Annotated in this window: 11 protein-coding genes; 3 read left to right on the forward strand and 8 right to left on the reverse strand. The window is 52.2% G+C overall.

Annotation, left to right across the window (positions count from 1 at the left end):
- Positions 1–126: 126 nt before the first annotated feature.
- From EDD73_RS08220 to EDD73_RS08235, 4 genes are all read right to left on the reverse strand, one after another.
- Entirely contained in the window at positions 127–1347 is a 1221-nt protein-coding gene (locus EDD73_RS08220; protein ID WP_165876402.1) for an HD domain-containing phosphohydrolase, read from the reverse strand.
- An 89-nt stretch (positions 1348–1436) separates the two neighbouring features.
- Positions 1437–6935: a LamG-like jellyroll fold domain-containing protein gene (locus tag EDD73_RS08225; protein ID WP_165876403.1), complete on the reverse strand. Its 5499-nt coding sequence runs from the start codon at positions 6933–6935 to the stop codon at positions 1437–1439.
- A gap of 283 nt (positions 6936–7218) precedes the next feature.
- A complete protein-coding gene (locus tag EDD73_RS08230) occupies positions 7219–7815 on the reverse strand; it encodes an HD domain-containing protein (protein ID WP_207668845.1) in 597 nt (198 codons plus the stop codon).
- 121 nt (positions 7816–7936) lie between these two features.
- A complete protein-coding gene (locus tag EDD73_RS08235) occupies positions 7937–8371 on the reverse strand; it encodes a gamma-glutamylcyclotransferase family protein (protein WP_131919310.1) in 435 nt (144 codons plus the stop codon).
- 186 nt (positions 8372–8557) lie between these two features.
- Between EDD73_RS08235 and EDD73_RS08240 the strand changes: the two genes are divergently transcribed.
- The 3 genes from EDD73_RS08240 (at position 8558) to EDD73_RS08250 (ending at position 11586) form a co-directional block, all read left to right on the forward strand.
- Entirely contained in the window at positions 8558–9244 is a 687-nt protein-coding gene (locus tag EDD73_RS08240; RefSeq protein WP_131919311.1) for a response regulator transcription factor, read from the forward strand.
- Positions 9245–9413: 169 nt separating this feature from the next.
- Positions 9414–10085, forward strand: a complete 672-nt coding sequence (locus EDD73_RS08245; protein ID WP_165876404.1) for a SurA N-terminal domain-containing protein — start codon at positions 9414–9416, stop codon at positions 10083–10085.
- A gap of 397 nt (positions 10086–10482) precedes the next feature.
- Entirely contained in the window at positions 10483–11586 is a 1104-nt protein-coding gene (locus EDD73_RS08250) for a stalk domain-containing protein (protein ID WP_131919313.1), read from the forward strand.
- A 134-nt stretch (positions 11587–11720) separates the two neighbouring features.
- On the opposite strand, the gene EDD73_RS08255 is transcribed toward EDD73_RS08250, so the two are convergent.
- The 4 genes from EDD73_RS08255 to EDD73_RS08270 form a co-directional block, all read right to left on the reverse strand.
- Positions 11721–13151, reverse strand: coding sequence for a S8 family serine peptidase (locus EDD73_RS08255; RefSeq protein WP_131919314.1), 1431 nt, complete (start codon positions 13149–13151; stop codon positions 11721–11723).
- Positions 13152–13467: 316 nt separating this feature from the next.
- Positions 13468–14676, reverse strand: coding sequence for an ABC transporter permease (locus EDD73_RS08260; protein ID WP_131919315.1), 1209 nt, complete (start codon positions 14674–14676; stop codon positions 13468–13470).
- Positions 14673–15359, reverse strand: coding sequence for an ABC transporter ATP-binding protein (locus EDD73_RS08265; protein ID WP_165876405.1), 687 nt, complete (start codon positions 15357–15359; stop codon positions 14673–14675). The genes EDD73_RS08260 and EDD73_RS08265 overlap by 4 nt, the downstream gene beginning before the upstream one ends.
- A 12-nt stretch (positions 15360–15371) precedes the next feature.
- Entirely contained in the window at positions 15372–16739 is a 1368-nt protein-coding gene (locus EDD73_RS08270; protein WP_131919316.1) for an efflux RND transporter periplasmic adaptor subunit, read from the reverse strand.
- Between the last annotated feature and the right edge of the window lie 5 nt (positions 16740–16744).

Below are 16744 nucleotides of genomic sequence, written 5' to 3' on the forward strand. Positions count from 1 at the left end.
CGCGACGGACACCCTTGCCTTAAGCTACACCTACTGCCACCTTCGGTGTTCGGGACTTGCACCCTAGAGACAGCGCCCATGCCGGGCGCACAAATGACACTCTTCGTGATCGAAGAGTGTCATTTTTTATAGCCTTGCCCGGTGCAGCGCCTCCGTGGTAACCTCTTTCACACGTTCAAACCGTTCATAATTCTCCAACAGCAAATGGACAATATCACCGTCAATGGCATTGTCCTTCACCATTTTCACCAGGATGGCTTCAATTTTGTCTTTCGTTAATCCCGCCCGGTACGGCCGATCTTCAATCAGGGCCGAGAAGATATCGGCCACCGCCATGATGCGGCAACCTACATCCAAATCAGCACCGGCAATATGAAAAGGATACCCTCGCCCATCCAACCGTTCATGATGGAATGCCGCCCAGCGGGCAATGTTCGCAAACTCGGGAAGCCTACGGATAATGTGGTACGTGTGATAGACATGCTGATGCATCAGTTGCATTTCTTCATTGGTTAATGGCCCGTTTTTCTCCAGAATCGACTCGGGGATGCTCAGTTTCCCGAGATCGTGAACCAAACCGGCCAGTTCCAGTCGCCGCAGTTGCTCTGTTGAAAACCCCGCCAGCATCCCCAGTTGTACCGCTGAATTGGTCACCAGCATGGAGTGACGATAGGTGAACTTATTTTTCATATCAATGATTTTCGTATAGACTTGAAACAAACTTCGTAATTCATCAAAAGTAAAATTCACTTCAAAACTTTTTCGGTCAAGTTTATCCTGGGCCAACTCGTCAATAAACGGCGACATGAGATCCAGCCAAAAACTTTGTTTTTTTCCAATCTCTGAAACCACCCCTTGGAGATCCGAACAAATCATCGTGCCAAAATCTTTATCCACTTTATCCAGGATGGCCCCTCGCTGGTGCAGCACATATTCATCATTCAATAATACAACGATGCGATCGGCAATCTGCACAATATTACTTAGCAGTTTTTGGGGATTTTTTTCTTTGTCTTTATCCCAATATTCATGATGATACAAAATAATTTCCGCCATGCGTTCGAAGTGAGGAACATTTTTGAGCAAATGATACCCTCTTACGGCGTGATCATTGGGAGCCTGAAAAGTCAGTAAGCTCTTTTTTTCATCAAAAGTTACCGCGCCAATGTCGTGCATGCTTGCGGAACAATAGAGATCGAGCAGATCTTGCGGTGGCAGCTTCATGGCTTCCCCCATGCAAACCGCAATATAAGCTACTCGTTTGTGATGATTGCGAAGATCATGTATCCCTAAATCCAGCGCTGTCGAAAACGTTGTCAGCAAATGAGGGAGATTCATTTTCATCATAGTAATAACCTTCTCCTCTGTCGATTCCAACATTTCGTTTTCATTTTCCCCGCTCATGTATTGGTTTCCAACATTATTTCTTGCGCACGTTACCTTCCCAGGCCCTCTAGGCTGCCCAGGCTCCCCAGCCGCCGGATCTCATCGATCGTCAGCACCCGGCGATAGATCCGCACATCATCGAGCCGGCCATCGATCGGTGCAATCCACTTTTCATTAGGCGCCCCCAGTAACAAATCCTCTTTGATGGTAAAATTCTGAACGCCCATAAAAGAGGAAGCAACCAATTGTCCATCGACATAAACGCGCAAGAAGATTCCATCCAATATGGTGACAATATGTACCCACTTATTTTCCGGAATCACCACTTGCGGCAGTTGCATATAGCCGAGATCGGCAAAGGCAACAAACTGCCGCGGATCATTGAGATATAACTTAAACCCGCCTCGCTTGATGTATCCTCGCGACTTTGGCCGGTCAACCGGGTTTAAATAAAGCCACAGGGAAACGGTATAACGCTGCCAGGTATCGACACTGTTCAAGCTCTCGCTCGTCGGCACCCTGACCATATTGCTCAGATCCTTGACCTCAAGGGCACGGGAACCATCCGGTCCTTCGTTTAAGCGCAATTGCTCCACCGTACCATCGTTGCCATGGCCGGAGAGATCCTTTACTGTGTTGCCGCTGGCATCATTAAAATTCCAGTACCCGATTAAATCTACATCGGCATTCAGATCCTTCTCCCCACGATCCAGCGAAAAGGTAAGGCCCCCATTGGTCAAGGGTTGCATCGTATCCAGACCACTCCAAAGAAAAACCTTCAGATAGCAACCCTGCGGATCGGCTGGTATCGACAAAAGCGGCTGAAACTCCGCAAAGGCCCTGGCCGGCACCTCCTGGGTCTCATACATCACATCGTTCATGACATTTTGCTGATCATACAGGGCAAAAACCATCGTGACGGTGGCCCCCTCAGAACTATTGTTCCAAAGCCGAATCTGCGGCTTCACCGTAGCCGGGGGATGCTTGCGATCCACCGGATGCCCATCCCCGTCCGACCATACGGCCGAAGTTACGACTAGCGGCATCACTGTTTCATTATCTTCATAAGTAACCAGCAATTTGGCCGCCAGATCGGCCCCATTTTCACGGGTGTGAAAAAAACCGCGTTGAAGATCACGTCCCGTCGGATCCAAGGCAAACGAAGCCAGCAGCGCCGGATCATTAGCCACGATCCCTTGGAGAGTGCCGGTCACATCCCACTCGACCCAATCTTTGCGCCATGCACTTCCCGTATTTTTGGGAATCACCGCTTCCCCCAACACCGGGCCATTGAGGTCGATAGTTTCCGGCGTTGCCTTGTTTTCTGACCATGACGATGGCGCAAGATCGCGCAGTGCTACCGAAAAAGCATCCTCCATAAAGGTATTGGAAAAATAGACCCGCAGCTTGGCCGAAGTAATGGTTTTATCCTTCAAGGGCATCAAATCAAACTTCACCAGCAAATGATTGCCCGTTCCGAGCCCGGCGCTCCGTTCTTTGCCTCCAGGGGTCGAAGGTTTCTCCGCATTGAAAAAGGTATCCTCAATCGCCGTACAGGTAAACAAGTCCTTGCCGGTCAGCGGTGCCTTGACCGTGATCACCCGATCATCGCCGGCTTGCCGGTTCTTGCTGTCTGTCACCAGCAGCTTGGCTTTATAGGTTCCTGCCGCTGTATAGGTATGGGTAACCACGGCTTCCTGGTCGGTAACAGTGACCGGATCACTTCCGTCACCGAAATCCCAGGTGAAATTCACGAGCGACGCCGCCGGATCATGCTGATAGGATTGGTCATGGGAAAAGCGCACCCGAAAAAGCGCCGGTCCACTGGTTTGATCGACAGCGGCCACCGCCACCGGCAGATAATCAAAGGAAGCCGATAGCGGCGCGGCGGCATCACTGGCTTGTCCACCGTCTACCGCCAAGGCCGCTCCCTCGGGCACAGCGACCGTCACCGTACCGCTTTGTTTCATCCCGGTCACCGTCACCTTGTAGCTCGTTCGCTTCGATCCGTAGACCTCCGTAATCACCGCGCCAGACGGTTCCGCCGTCCCACCCAGCACCAGGTCAGTCTGGGGATCATCAAAACCCGTCACGGGGCGATCAAAATGCACATAAAAACCGGCAACGGACTGGGCCTCCCCATTGGCCGCCTTTTGTTCCGCCGGCGCACCTTGATCAAGCGCAAGGGTAACTTGCGGACGCGACGACAACCCATTCAGCGATGTGGTGTCTTCAAAGAGATAAAGAAAAACCGAACCAGGCGGCATCCCCTGCGCTCCCCCACCGGTCGCTTCATTGATCGTAAACCGCCGGTTCACACTGTCGTAAGCTGCCACGGGAACAGCGATTTCCGGGCTGATGGTGATCTTCATCGCCGTCAGGTTGTTCTCGCGGGGATCACCGGTCAACGTAAATAACTTGATCGCTTGGGGATGGGTAAAGGGCAGTTCCACCGTCACCGGCGTATAGCCATCGCCAAAATCAGCGCCGCCATGGCGACCGTCGAGCTTACGGGAGAGAACAAACAAGGCATATTGATTACCATTTCGCAATACATACGTCCCGATCAGCGGGATTTTTTGCGCGTTACGATCGTAATAGACATTGCTTAATTCCTGCGTCACCAGCATGGCACCGGACGCTTGATTGCGTAAGCCTACGCCCAGCCAGCCCGGTGTCGGACGAAAACCGTTCTGTCGCAGCGTATGACTGTTCCAACTCACACCTTGACCATAGGAGAAAAAGTTTTGGTACGTCCAACCCATATAGGATGCGTAAAGAAAAGAATCAACAGACGCAACGCCCATGGCCAGCGATTTGCCGTACTTTTCATTGACTTCATCGGACAGGTTCGACAAGGCGTAGCCGCTCGGCCCGCCCTCATAGGCCGTCAGATCATAGGCATAGCCCTGGGCGGCCATGTCATCGCGCGTTTTGGCCTGCGCTGCAAAAAGGTTTTGATTCGCTGTGACCAGACCGACTAAGGTTTCCTGGATACCGGCATCGTCAAACGTGGACGGCGATGCATCGCCGGTCTCCCATTTCGGTCCGACATAAGTGGCATGGCCGATTTGCGCTACCATGGGCGCCTGGCGAAGGGCCGTTTCCGCGTAGGCTTTCAAACCCGAATCATAAAAGCCGCCAAGGTTCAACTTGATTTTATCGCCCAACTGTTCGGAAGCCCAGTACGGACTTGCCGTCCACTGGGAGAAAAAATGCCGGGCAAACAGCCCATAGGCCTTGCCGGAACCAAAACCTTCAAAACCATACAACCCGTTGTGCCAGGTTTCGTTGCCAAATTCAACGATCATCTGCCGGAATTCCTGCACCCACGGCGTCGTCACACCGCGCTGCTGATACCGCCGGTAGGCATAAGGTTTGCTCTCCGGTGTGTCAACGGCCGGATCATAAGGCGCTGCCAAGTATTCGAGGCAATTCTTCCATTCATCTTCACTGAAGTACACATTCCAAGTTATAAAAGGCACCATGCGCGTCTCGGGGCTGCTCCCGGTGCGCAAGGCCCACTCCAAAAAAACCGGCAGCGATGTGTTCGGTTCACTGACACCCATATTAAAGTTGGCATCGGGTGTATAGCTTAGGTAACCGTCCATCGTCCCCTGACCGAACATGGGTCCGAAAAAGCGCAGCGCCCCCTTATGCCCTACCGGTGGCTGACTGGCGATCAGCTCATCGAGTAAGCGTCGATCCGGCATATAGGGACGGTTCATCGTCGGATCGTCAGGATCGTTATCGCTGCAGTAAAGCACCAGTTGATCGAGCCACACCGTACCGGGTCCGTAAAAGGTTAACCGCGGGCCAAAGACGGGGGCCTGTGTGGGCCGTGCCGACGGCGCTGTAAATGTATGGGTAAACAACTGCCAATCGCCGTTGATGCCGGTGAAAGTGTGCTTGGCCGTTTCATAGGTAGGTGTGCCGAGATCAAAGCCCACCTTGCCTTCCGCTAAACCTTCCTGGCGCATCCAAAGGGAAAGGGTATAGCTTTTTCCCGGTTCCAATTGGCCGTACCAACGGTCTTGCTGATTGCCGAACACATACTGCCAGATCGTATGGGTGCCGTTGGGAATCGTCACTTTGAGCGCCGTCTTGCCGGCGTTTTTTTCCATGTCCGGTGGTATCGGTTGGGGATGGGGTACGCGCTCTTGGTTCAAACTGCCGCTAAATTCCGATTGATTGCCGGACCATTGGCGGATGCGGGGGCTGATCATTTCCTTATCGACGCCGTCAGTCACCTTGGAGAAAAAAACGATATCGCCTTTGCGGAGCGGCACACGGTTGGGATTGTTGAGGTAGCAGCGCTCTTCTTGCTTACTTCCGGGAACTTCGGAACGAAAAATTCGGTAGGACGCCACATCGCTGCTTGGGCTGGCATCCCAGACAAGATAGATGTGGCCGTTTTGGGCGATAGCACGGACATTGGTTGGCGGCGAGGGTGCTTCTTTGTCGTCAGGGTTGCCGGCTGGATTTTCCGGGTTGATCATAAAGTTACGGCTGCCTTGCCGCATGCGCTGATCGGTGACAGTGACCCGCATTTGGAAATTGGTGATGGCCGTCGCTGTTTTGCCCAGCAAGGATAACCGACCCGACGGATCAGTCGTAACGGAAAGGCCTTCCGGCAGTTGCAAGGGCTGCCCCTGGAGATCGGTCACTTCAAAGCTGAAAGGGGCTTCCCCGCCGATAACATCGATATTGATCCGCTGCTGCGTATTGATGGGAAACGATAATTTGCCGGTACCGAGGATTTTCGGCCCGTCACTGGCCGTCGATGCATCGACGGTAGCCATAACTTCCTCCGACGGGGCAGACAGGTTGCCGGCGCGATCAACCGCTCGAACGATGTAGTAATTAGGCACGCCATTGGTTATGTAATGCTGATCGGTAAAATCAAGGTTATGAAAAATGCCGTCCAGATTACCAGGATTGGTGTACCTGTAGGCGATCCAGCCGCCGTTGGCAAAACCGTTCTCGCCCGGTACCGGAACCCTATCGTCAAGGACTTTGATGACGTTGGCCGCATTGTCGGTCGTCAGTTCGCCCTTATCGTTATACGGCAACGGATTGCCGGCAGTATCGACAAGGCGATAGATGCGCACTTCAGCGCCGCTTAAGTAGCCGCTGCGAAAGGAATCCCAACCGGAAGTTCCGCCGTTGTCGATTTCAATCCATTCGTTGTTGGGGCCGACGGCGGTGATGACGCGTTTGGCCCGGATGGAAATGGGTTCAAAGTTGGATACGGCGCTGAGGTTGTTGCTGGACACGGTAAGACCGCCGCCGTCACCCATGCCGTTGACACCGACTGGTTCAACCTTATCGGAGGCGATCGTCCCGGTGACCTTAAATACCGCTTCTCCCTGGATCACATTCAGCGGCGGTTCCGTAGCGATGGTTGTCGCTTCCTTAGAAATTGTCACCGCTTCCTTAGAAATTGTCGCTGCTTCCGCCGCGATTACGCTCCACCCGGACAAGCACCAAAGTCCCACCGTGATGGCCAGCAACCACCCTGATCGACGGCTTGTCTTTTTCAATACCATCGGCAGTCTCCCCTTTAGCCAATTAGTTCCCTGGTTATTCCCTTCTTGTCCCTTCATACTCGTTTCGCAACGCTATCGCCATAATCTCTGTTGTTCCCCCATTTCTTCCTCTCTTCACGAACGCAATCCTGCCGGTACGAGAATTTTTCGCAAAAAACATCCCTTTTACCTACTTCTAAAAAAACACACAAAATCTTCACAACTTATTTGATGCCCCATGAGCACGTTCATGATCAAGGGCTTGCATTACTGCAAGCCCTTTCTTCGTGATTGTATTAAAGACTTACAGCCTCTTCATCTCCGCTACCAATCGTTCCAGCTCATAGGGCAGAATACTTTCCTGTAACTTCAAACGAAAGATCTTCGCCAATTCATCATAATACCAGATCACCCTGTCCTTGGGCCGGTGAAAACGGTTCCAAACCACGTCCCCTACACGCCGGTGATCATGGATGATCGATTGGGCATTGTGTACTTTATCGGCACAAGACACACGCAGCACCTTCTGCGGCGCATCGCTCAAATGCTCCAGATAGCGCCTTTTGCGCACTTCCCATTCCGGCTTCGGTTCTTCCATCGTATCACTGCACGCGCTGACGATGGCCGCCACTTCATTCCCGAAGAGCGCTTCGATCCGCAGTAATGTCGCTTCTCCTCCTTGATCCTCCGCCGCATCGTGCAGCAGTGCCGCAATCGCTTCATCTTCCGTTCCACCGTCATCGATGACCAAGGCGGCTACCGCCAAGAGATGACCCACATAGGGGATCTTTTTGGCATTACCAGCTTTTTCTTCTTTCGCAAGCTTGCGATATTGCGACGCATGAAGTTGGGAGGCAAAGAGCAACGCTTCCCGAAAGCGTGCATTCAACAGGTGATCCATCGTTTTTCCCTTCCTTGTAGTATCGTTTTCTTATAGATTTTCCTTATAGATAAGGAAGCAACCGTGCCCATCTTGGGCGTCCGGTTGCTTCTTTTGTGTTTGTTTATGTCACGTCCGTTCACTACTTTGTACAAGTCAAACCCTGATGGTTAAGGTAGGCCGGCCAGTCTCCGTCAGGAATCAATGTGCCCAGATTATCCAGCTCTGAAGAATTGGCCCAGAAGTAGGCATAAGCGGCATGGGGCATTTCATCGTCTTCCGTCCAGACAGTAACCAACTCCCGGTTATACAAATTACGCTTCGACGGCGGCTCCACATACCCTTCCAGATCGTCGAGCCGGATGAGTGCGTTAGCTACATCTTTAATTTGTACCAGTTCACCTTTCACTTTGCCGTTTCCTTGACGCAAGGCGGGGTAACCATAGGAAAGGTGAAAAAGCTGGCCTTTGATTTCTCCTTTGGTGATGGTCTCAATAAAAGGAGCAATGACCGAATGGTTAATCATCCCGCTCCGTAAAGTGCCGTAGAGAAACACCTTGTTAATTTTCGTTTCCATATCCGAATCACCCTCGCTTCTTCACTTTTCTCGAGGAGATACCCGCTATGCCCTATGGTTATTTTTCCTCTTTTGTTTACATGAATCCTGCATGAATCGAACTTTTGCGAAAAAAATTTTTTGTATTTGAATACCAACTAATCTTATGTAAATAATAAGCACCAAAAATCAGCGGAGGCAAGGCCCGTGAACCCCATCCTGATCGTCGAAGATGAACCTGCCATCGGTCGCGTGCTAACAGCTTACATTAATAAAGCCGGTTATCCGGTGGAACTGGTGGCCGACGGTGACCGTGCGCTGGAGGCTTTTTCCCGCCTCTCTCCTTCCCTGGTGCTTCTGGATGTGATGCTGCCGAAACGTAGCGGCTGGGATGTGCTGCAAGCGATCCGCCAAGCTGGTTCTTGCCCCGTCATCATGCTGACGGCTCTGGGCGATGTGCAGGAAATAATCACTGCATTGAACCGCGGTGCCGATGACTGCATCACCAAGCCCTTTAACCCCGGGGAAGTGGTAGCGCGCATTCATGCGGTGCTGCGCCGTTCGACCCAGTTCCTGACTACCCCCGACAGTGCCCACTTTGGCAGTTTGAAAGTGGACTTTACCGGGCACACCCTCTGGTTACAGGGCAAGGAAGTTCTCTTGACGCCTCGCGATCTGGCGCTTTTTCTCTTTATGGCCCGCCATCCCAATCAAACCTTTACGCGCCGGCAATTGATTGAACAAGTATGGGGCCCCGATTACGCTGGCAGTGATCGCGCTGTCGACTTGGCCGTGAAACGGCTACGCAAGAACTTGGAAAACTGGCCCGCTGCCGAGGGAGCGATTCGCACCTTCCGTGGCTTGGGCTATCAACTGTCCGTTTATGAACAATAACCATGGTCACTCACTGCCGCATTGCAGCGCTGTTTCACTTGCGGCGATTGACATATATATGTATCCATTAAGTTACAGTCTCATCGACACGGTCCTGACACATTGGTGTGTTACCATCCTTAGATGGGAAGACGCTGCAAATTCAGTCTTTCCGGGGAGGAAAACAACCATGTTCGAAAAGATTAAACAAAGCAAGCAAGCGCAGCTTTTGCTGGTTGTCGTAGCCGGGATATTACTTCTTGGTGCTTTTGCCATCAGCAACGGCTATGCCAATGATGCCAATGGGAACATTGTCGCTCGCGTCAATGGGGAAACTGTCACCAAAGATGACCTTTATGCAACCATGGTCAAAGAACAAGGTAAGCAAGCTCTGGACGCATTAATCGCGCAAAAGATGATTGACGCCGAAGCCAAAAAGCAGAACGTCACGGTAACGGATGATGAAATTGCCGGCAAGCTTACTGAAATCGAAGCATCGTACGGCGGTAAAGAAGCCTTCCTTCAAGCCCTGTCCTTGAGTGGCTTAACGGAAGAACAGCTTAAAGAAAATATCGCCCGGAACATCCGCGTTGAAAAGTTAATTGCGCCGCAAATCGTTGTCACTGACGAAGAAATGCTCAATTTCTTTAATGAAAACAAAGAAATCCTGGCCCAAGAAGCTGCGGCCTCCGGTGCTGAAGCTTCTACCGGTGCCAAAAATCAAGAAGTGCCGGCGATTACCTTTGAAGCAAGCAAAGAAAAAATCAAAGGCATTCTCTTTACCCAAAAGGTACAAGAGCAATATGAATCTTGGTTGAGCCAGCTCTACAGCGAATATAAGGTAGAGACCTTTTTGAATTAAGCGAGTTGGCACGATTTTACCGCAACAAAAGAAGCGGTTTAGCATGATTTCATTGCACAAGAAATGACCGCTGACGCAAAGAAGAACCTCAGGCAGACCGTTTGGTCCATACCTGAGGTTCTTTTACGTTACCACGAAGCCATCCTGCTACTCCCTTTTTTGTATTTACTATAGATTTACGGTAAATAATCCGGTTGCTTTAGTACAGCAGGAAATAATGTTAGCAACATTGAAATATGCAACTTGGCTAAACATATACTTTCCGTTCGCTGCCTAAAAAATTCTTAAAAAAAAACACAAAAAACTTCACAACTTGCTCACAGAATGCACAACTTCAACGCTTACACTGGGTATTACAGAACGATGGGAATGAGTTCGTAAGGGAGGCAAATCAAGTATGAAACGTTCGAACATGGGCAAAATCACCGGCGGCTTACTGATGAGTACGATCCTGCTAACCGGCAGCATCGCCTATGCCAGTGACACTGCAACTTCACCCATGCCGTTCCATGGCCAGCGGCAATTTCAGGGTCAGGATCAAGGCCAACGCCCGGGTCAGATGCAAGGGCAAGATCAACGCCAGGGTCAGATGCAAGGACAAGATCAGCGCCAGGGTCAACGACCTCAATTTCCCGATCAAGCCGGTATGAGACAAGGCGGCCCTCTGGCCAAACTGGTTTCTGATGGTGTTATCACCCAGGAACAAGCCGACGCCATAATGAGCAAATTCCCCAAACCCGGTGATGGCACCCGAGAACCAGTACAGATGGAGGGTATCCTGAGTGCTCTCGTGACCGACGGTACCATTACCCAAACGCAGGCCGATGCCATTTTGGCGTTAAAACCACCGGCACCGCCCGAGCAAAGACATGAAAACTACTTTGGCCAACTGATCAGCGACGGTGTCATCACCCAAGCGCAAGTTGACGCGCTCATGAGCAAGTTCCCCAAACCCGGTGAAAAAACCCCAGGACCGATCAACATCGATGAGATGCTGGGCTCCTTGGTCGCCGATGGCACATTAACGCAAGAACAAGCTGACGCGATTCGCCAGATAACCCCGAATCATAACGGTGCCGTTGGCCGCGGCCCCAATCCGATGGGCCGCAAAGCACCGAAAGTCACCATGAAGCTCGGCAGCCCTCTCGTGACGCTCGGTGAAGGTGACCAAACCGAAACAACTACCCTGGACGTCGCCCCGACGGCTCCGAACGGTTATACGCTGATCCCGGTGCGCGGCCTCTTTGACAAAATAGGCGGAACACTGGAATGGAACGGTGACACACGACAAGTTACGATCAAGCAAGGCGATAATGTAATCGTCTTGACACTTGATTCCAAGGAAGCCCTGGTCAATGGACAACCGGTGGCCATGCAGGATGCAGCGCAAATCATCAACGGTCGCACTTTGATCCCTCTGCGCTTTATCTCCGAATGCCTCGGTTATAAAGTGCAATGGCAGCCGGAGGAAAGCAAAATCATCATTGACAGCGAGTCCTGATCCGGCTTCGCAAGATTCAAAAGCTGAATTAAACAAATAAAGTAAAGGCCATGGGAAGTTTATTTTCCCATGGCCTTATTTGTACCCGATCGGCTATAAGCTCAAGTGCTTCAAGCGGGATTCCAGCAAGATTTCTACTTCATGATGAAGGTCTTCGTTTGGTTGCTTGATGTATACCCGGTATAACTTCCTGCAGCATTTACTTTGTAGGTTCCTTTTACACTGTATTTCGGATTTACTGTAAACACACCTAAGCTGTTGGTCGTTCCGGTAAACTTTTGGATAACGCCTTTCGGATTAGTGACCGTCAGCACCACGGTCGCACCGGATAAGGCAGTACCGCTTGCGTTGGTTACTTTCGTTTTTATGGTCACGATATTCCCGACTCGATAGATCGCTTTGTCGGTGCTTACGGTCGTGACAGTAGCTTGCTGCTCTGCTGGCGGCTCTGGCGGTGTTACCGTCGACACAGGTGCTTGAATTAAGCCATAGCCGAACCAGGTATCTTTCCCGGCCGTTCCCAGATCAAGCACACGTTGTTGAAGCATTTGCCGCAGTTGAGCCGCGCTGGCTCCCGCGTTCGCTTCTTTCAACAAAGCCAAGTCACCGGCCACATAAGGTGCAGCCATCGACGTCCCTGACATGGTGGCATAGGTATTATTCAAATAGGTGCTGTAGATATTGACACCGGGAGCAGCCACTTCCACATCCGGTCCGGTGGAGGAAAAATACCCACGCTGGTTGGCGGAATCCGTCGCAGCTACCGCAATGACCGAATCATATTTCGCCGGATACTCCACGGAATCACTTGTCCCTGTGCTGGTGCCACTGTTCCCGGCGGCGGCCACCACTAAGATGCCTTGACTGTAAGCCTTATTGACGGCTGATTCAAGCAGTGAAGACGAGGTACTCATCCCCAAACTCATATTGATGATATGCATCTGATTGGTAATGGCCCAATCGACGCCGGCAATGACATCGGACAGATACCCGGATCCCGATGCATCAAGCACCTTCACCGCGTAGATTTGTGCGTCCGGGGCAATTCCTACTGTACCTAAAGTATTATTTCTTGCACCGATGATGCCCGCAACATGCGTGCCATGACCATTGTCATCGATGTAGGAATTATAGCCAAAACTTGCCCCGCCAGCCACAGGAATGTCGGAGTGCGTTGCCACACCGGTATCGATGACGGCCACTTTCACGCCTTTTCCGGTATAACCGGAACTCCATGCCGTGGGAGCAGTTGTTTGGGCAATGCCCCAATCGGCCGTTTGCGCGGTCGCACGAACGACGACGTCCGGTTCAACCTTGATATCGGGATCTTCCTCAAGTTTATTGATCTGCTGACGCGTAAGCGATAGGGCCATCGCGTTGACATGCTTGTATTCATGCCGTACCTTGGCTTTCAAGTTGACAATCTTGGACTTTGCTTTGGAAGCTTTGTACTTGACAATCACACGCTCCGTAGCACCAGTAGGAGTTTGCACAGCGGCAAAACCGACCGTCGTCTGTGCCATCATCATCACCAACACAAGCATCAAACAAAACAATTTCTTCATAAGCATCCAGCCTCTCCTTTTTGATAATAACTGTAGTAGCCGATAAGAGATTAAGTAGCAGCCGATAAGAGACATAAATTGAATAATTGAACTACCGCTTGCTATGTACCGGTGATGCACTTGCCACGTACCAGTGTAACCATCGAGGCAATCAAGTGATGATGATTAAATTCTAATATAATAATCATACACCCAAACAGGCGATAAAAACAAGACGATGAACGGTGCTGCAAATTGGCTCTTTTGCAAAAGCCATGGAGTTTAATCCATGGCTTAGAGAGGAAGTTTTGCAAACGATCATCGGCGGTCGTTCGATTTATTCATAGCGAAGGGCATCAATCGGATGTAACGACGCCGCCCGTTTGGCCGGGTAAATCCCGAAGAATACGCCAACGAGGCTGGAAAAACCAAACGAAATCAATACGGATGCCGGCGAGATGCTGGTTGTCCATTGGCCTAGGGAAGCGATTAAGGAAGACGCGCCGATACCGACAAGGACACCGATAAGCCCGCCGAGGCTGGAAAGCGTCGTCGATTCGACGAGAAATTGAAAGAGGATATGCTTTTGCTTCGCGCCCAGGGCTTTGCGGATGCCGATTTCCCGCGTTCGTTCCGTCACCGAGACCAGCATGATGTTCATGATCCCGATGCCGCCGACGAGCAGGGAAATCCCGGTGATGCCGGCGAGAAGCAAGGTCAGCGTTTCGGTGGTGCTTTGGACCGTTTCAATGATGTCTTGTTGATTGCGAATCGTAAATTTTTCTGCACTGCCCAGCTTGCGGGTCAGGATCTTTTCAATCTGCCCCTGGGCACTGTCCATTTTCTCGGCTGATACGGCAGTGACGATGATTTGTTTGATGCCGTTGCTGCCGGTGAGGCGTTTTTGGGCCGTCGTAAGGGGAATGAAAATTTGGTCACCCAGATCTTGCGGGCCGGACTTTTTCGCCTCCATAACACCGATCACGGTAAAGGCTTCACGGCCAACACGGATCTTCTGACCCAGCGGATTGGCTCCGGCAAAGAGATCGTCGGCGACGGTGCTGCCGAGGACAGCCACGTTCTCGCGGTTGGTCACTTCTTGCTCTTTGAGAAAACGGCCCGACGTAGCCTTGAAGTTACGGACACGGGCGTAGTCCGCCGTGGTTCCGGTGACGGTCGTCGTGGTCGTTGTCTTGCCAAACTGCACCGTGCTCTGCGTACCGGCTTCGGGAACGACATCTTGAATCAAGTCGCCTTTGGCCTGGCGGATCAATTCATACTCGGCCATCGTCAGCAACTGCGTAGCGCCCCGGGCGCCCTGGGACGCGCCGGGCATGGCGGCCACGCGGCCGGAATTGACGTACAGCACATTGGAGCCCAGCGAGCCGATCTGGCTGGTGACGCTTTTCTGAGCGCCTTGCCCGACGGAGATCATGGTAACGACGGAACTGACGCCGATAATGATGCCGAGCATGGTCAAGAGGGAGCGCAATTTGTTGGACAACAAGCTGGCCAGCGCCATTTTGCAGCTTTCCAAGAAGATCATGATGTCACCTCATTCATCTGGTCCGCGACAATTTGACCGTCCCGGAAGGTGATGATGCGGCGGGCCTGGCGAGAAATCTCCGGCTCGTGGGTAACGAGCACGATGGTTTTGCCTTCTCTGTGAAGCCGGTGAAAAAGGGCCATGATCTCTTCGCCCGTTTTGGTATCGAGGTTGCCCGTCGGTTCGTCGGCCAGCAGGATCACCGGATTGTTGACCAACGCCCGGGCGATGGCCACCCGCTGGCGCTGCCCACCGGACATCTCCGTCGGCAAGTGGTGCATGCGCTCCTTGAGACCGACATTGATCAAGGCCTGCTCGGCCCGCTGACGCCGTTCGACTGCCGGAGCGCCGGCGTAGATCATCGGCAGTTCGACGTTTTGCAGCGCCGTCAGTTTGGGCAGCAAGTTAAAGCTCTGGTAGATGAAGCCGATATGGCGGTTGCGCACGTCGGCCAGTTGATCGTCATCAAGTTGAGAAACTTCTTCCCCGGCCAATTCATAGCAGCCGGTCGTCGGTGTGTCGAGGCAACCGAGGATGTTCATCATCGTGGTTTTGCCGGATCCGGAGGGGCCGATGATGGCGATGAACTCGTTTTCACCGATCTGTAAGTCTACGTCCCGGAGGGCATAGACGGTTTCCGCGCCCATCTGGTAGGTTTTGTAGATGCCTTGGAGGGTGATCACGGCATCACCCCCTTACGGTGGTCCCATACCAGGGGGGCCACCCATGCCTGGTATGGGCGAGGAATTTCTTCTTGTGCTGTTCGTCGTTGATTTTTTACTTGTGGAAGTGGTTGTTTTCTGGACAGGCTGGGTTTCAATCAGCAGGCGGTCGCCCTCTTGCAGCCCTTCGATGATTTCCACATTGCTGTCATCACGCAATCCCATTTTCACCGGCACAAATGCGGGGCCTTGCGGGCCAGACACCATGACGCCGTCCGTACCGTTACGGTTGATGATGGCATCCAGGGGTACTGTCAGAACATCGGTCTTTTGATCAAGTGCGATGTCCGTCGACATGGTCATACCGGAACGAAGCTGGCCGTCGGTGTTGTCGATGTCGACGAGCACTTCATAGTTGACGACATTGTCAATGGTTTTGGGGTTTTGACCGACGCGGCTGACTTTTCCTTTAAAGACCTTCCCTTCCAAGGCATCGACGGTAATCACGGCTTCCATGCCCAGTTTGATTTTGGCGATGTCAATTTCTTTGATGTAAAAGCTGCCTTGGATGACGCTCAAGTCGGCGACCGTGGCCAGCACTGTTTCTTGGGCCACGAACTCACCGGCCTTGACGGGAATCGTTAACACTCGTCCGGCGAAGGGAACGCTGATTTCCGTATCGGCAAAATCACGCATCGCTGCTTTGAGCGCGGCTTCTGCCTCAGTGACTTTGGCGCGGAGGGCGGCGATCTCTTCCGGCTTTTTGCCTTTACGCAGCAGATCCAGCGCTGCCTGATCGGCGATTAACTTTTGCTCAATGGTGGCCAATTCGGTTTGTGCTTGCTCCAACTCTTCTTTGGTGCTGGCGCCGCTATCATAGAGCGTTTGGACTCGTTTTACTTTGGCTTCCGCTTGTGCCCGGTTAAGCTCATCTTGGCGCAGTGTGGCTTCTGATTTGGTTATCTCTTCCGGCTCGGCGCCGTCAAGGGCGGCTTTCAAGTTGTAGCGGGCCTGCGCCAGGGCGGCTTGTTTGCCGGCCAGTTGGGCTTCCGAGGAAGAGTTGTCCATCGTCAATATGGGTTGATTGGGGGCAACAGCATCGGTTTCTTGCACCAATTGCTGCAGGATGGTTCCGTCTGCTTTGGCCCGGATCTCTTGCGTCCGGATCGGCTTCAGGGTGCCGAGGGCCGTGATTTTCTTGGTGACTGTCGCTCGTTTTACCACTTGTTCACGATAGGTGGCTGCCGACATGGACGTGGCTTGCTGGTTTTTCCAGTAGTTATAGCCGCCGCCGGCACCGACGATCAGGACAAGGGCCAAGGCGATGACCGTTTTTTTCTTCCACAGCGTTTGCATCCAAGCAGGCTGGGCCGGAGTTGGGATTTGATCGTTACTGGCCATGAGTT

The organism is Heliophilum fasciatum (genome assembly GCF_004341395.1).
Taxonomy (GTDB): domain Bacteria; phylum Bacillota; class Desulfitobacteriia; order Heliobacteriales; family Heliobacteriaceae; genus Heliophilum; species Heliophilum fasciatum.

What these genes read in the sequence shown, in the direction of transcription:
- EDD73_RS08220 (WP_165876402.1), bottom strand. Translation starts at nt 1,347, where the DNA reads ATGATGAAAATGAATCTCCCTCATTTGCTGACAACGTTTTCGACAGCG.
- EDD73_RS08225 (WP_165876403.1), bottom strand. Translation starts at nt 6,935, where the DNA reads ATGGTATTGAAAAAGACAAGCCGTCGATCAGGGTGGTTGCTGGCCATC.
- EDD73_RS08230 (WP_207668845.1), bottom strand. Translation starts at nt 7,815, where the DNA reads ATGGATCACCTGTTGAATGCACGCTTTCGGGAAGCGTTGCTCTTTGCC.
- EDD73_RS08235 (WP_131919310.1), bottom strand. Translation starts at nt 8,371, where the DNA reads ATGGAAACGAAAATTAACAAGGTGTTTCTCTACGGCACTTTACGGAGC.
- EDD73_RS08245 (WP_165876404.1), top strand. Translation starts at nt 9,414, where the DNA reads ATGTTCGAAAAGATTAAACAAAGCAAGCAAGCGCAGCTTTTGCTGGTT.
- EDD73_RS08250 (WP_131919313.1), top strand. Translation starts at nt 10,483, where the DNA reads ATGAAACGTTCGAACATGGGCAAAATCACCGGCGGCTTACTGATGAGT.
- EDD73_RS08255 (WP_131919314.1), bottom strand. Translation starts at nt 13,151, where the DNA reads ATGAAGAAATTGTTTTGTTTGATGCTTGTGTTGGTGATGATGATGGCA.
- EDD73_RS08260 (WP_131919315.1), bottom strand. Translation starts at nt 14,676, where the DNA reads ATGATCTTCTTGGAAAGCTGCAAAATGGCGCTGGCCAGCTTGTTGTCC.
- EDD73_RS08270 (WP_131919316.1), bottom strand. Translation starts at nt 16,739, where the DNA reads ATGGCCAGTAACGATCAAATCCCAACTCCGGCCCAGCCTGCTTGGATG.